Source organism: Mangrovactinospora gilvigrisea, from assembly GCF_001879105.1.
Taxonomy (GTDB): Bacteria; Actinomycetota; Actinomycetes; order Streptomycetales; family Streptomycetaceae; genus Mangrovactinospora; species Mangrovactinospora gilvigrisea.
Genome location: NZ_MLCF01000187.1, coordinates 1 through 1,897, shown reverse-complemented (window position 1 = coordinate 1,897; position 1,897 = coordinate 1). Strand labels below are relative to the sequence as shown.

Annotated in this window: 1 protein-coding gene; it reads right to left on the bottom strand. The window is 78.4% G+C overall.

Annotated elements, in window-relative coordinates:
* The coding region (locus tag BIV57_RS23115; RefSeq protein ID WP_245797863.1) for a diguanylate cyclase domain-containing protein at positions 1-1,897 on the bottom strand (1,897 nt) is incomplete at both ends.

Sequence of the window (1,897 nt, the reverse complement as noted above, 5' to 3'; positions counted from 1 at the left end):
TCGCCGCCCAGCCGGGCGACGGTGTCGCAGGAGCGCACCGAGGTCTCCAGCCGGCGGGCGACCTGGGTGAGCAGCTCGTCGCCGGCGTCGTGCCCGGAGGCGTCGTTGACGGACTTGAAGCCGTCCAGGTCGATGTAGAGGACGGCGGTCGCTCGGTAGTCGTCGTACCCGCCCACCGCGGCGCGGCGGTTGGCCAGCGCCTGCCGGGTGCGCTCGGCGAACAGGGTGCGGTTGGGCAGGTCGGTGAGCGGGTCGTGGAAGGCGTTGTGCTGCAGCTGGGCCTGGAGGCGCACCCGGTCGGTGACGTCCCGGCAGCTGAGGATGAGCCCGTCGGGGTGCCGGTCGGCGACCGACTCGACGTGCAGCCAGCTGCCCGTCCCGGAGCGCACCCGGTACTCGACGCGGGCCGGCTCGCCCAGCGGGTCGGCGGAGGCCTCCACCGGCTCCGCCCCGGCGGCGCCGTCCAGCAGGCCGCGGACGGCGCGCAGCACCCGGCCGCGGTCCTCGGGGTGGATCAGGTCGCCGAGGCGGGCGCCGGCCAGCGCCTCGGCGGGCCGGCCGAAGACCCGTCGGGCGGCGGGGCTGACGTAGCGCAGCGCCTCGTCCCGCCCGGCGATCATGATGACGTCGCTGGAGCCCTGCACCAGGGAGCGGAAGTGGCTCTCCTGCTCGGCGAGTTCGCGGGTGAGCCGGATGTTCTGCAGCAGGGTGACGCCCTGGCGGACCAGCAGGGCCAGCAGCACGCTGCCGCAGCACGCCAGGGTGACGCCGTCCGGCCCGCCGCCCTCGGCGATCGGCCAGGCGAGCGCCACCACGCAGATCGCGGCGGCGACGTACGGGGTGAGCGCGGAGCAGACCGCGCCGGGCCGCCCTTCGACGCCGCCGAGCAGCCGCACCGCGCGGGCGGCGATCGGCACGCCCAGGCCGGCCCGCCAGCGCGGCCGCGCCGACCAGCGGTCGATCCACGGCACGCAGGCCAGCGCGGCGGTCGCGGCGAGCTGGCCGACGTGCGTCAACTCCCCGGCCCGCAGGGCGGCCGCGTACCCGGGGTGCGGGTCGAGCAGCCCGTCGCCGACGGCCATCAGCGCCACCGCGACGAGGCAGATGTTGATGAAGAGGGAGCCGTTGCGGCCGTGCGCGCGCACCCGGATCCCGATGGCCACCGCGATGCCCACGGTCTCCAGCACCGGGTAGACGTGGGCGATCGCCAGCAGGTTCGCCTGCGTTCCGCCGGCGGCTCCGGCCCGCATCAGGGCGAGCGACCAGGCGAGGGCGACCAGCGCGCCGGTGGTGATCCAGGCGTCCAGCACTCGGCACACCCACAGCCCGCCCGGCGGGCGGTCGGCGAGCAGCAGCAGCGCCCCGAGGACGAACGGCAGGGCGAGCGCCAGCAGATGGGCCGCGAGGTTGCCGAAGGTGGCGTGGGGCGCGGTCGGCAGCGTCAGCTGGCGCACGCCGAGCCCGGCACCGAGGAGCACCTGGGAGACCGCCAGGAGGAGCCAACCGGCCCGCGGGCGGCCGCGGTTGCGCAGCGCGCTCCGGAGGCAGACGGCGGCGGCGAGCGCGGCGGCCGCGGCGATGGCGAGGTCGTCGGCGTCGAGCCGGTCGTTCGCCGCGGGGAACGCCAGCCGGCCGCCGGCGAGGCAGCCCGCGATCAGCAGCACGACCGCGATCCGCTGCCAGGCGGCGAGGGCGCGGCGGGCCCTGCCCGGCAGGCCGGCCGCGCGCCGTGGGCGGCGCCGGGGGCCCGAGGGCGGGCGCGGCTGCGGCGGCGAGGGCTGCGGGGACTGCTGCGGGGACGGCGCCAACCGCTCGGGCGCCGCCGGGTGGTGGGGCGCGGGCGGGGTGCCGGAGCTCGGCCGGGCGGGGCGCGACGAGCGGGCGCGCGGGGCGGGCC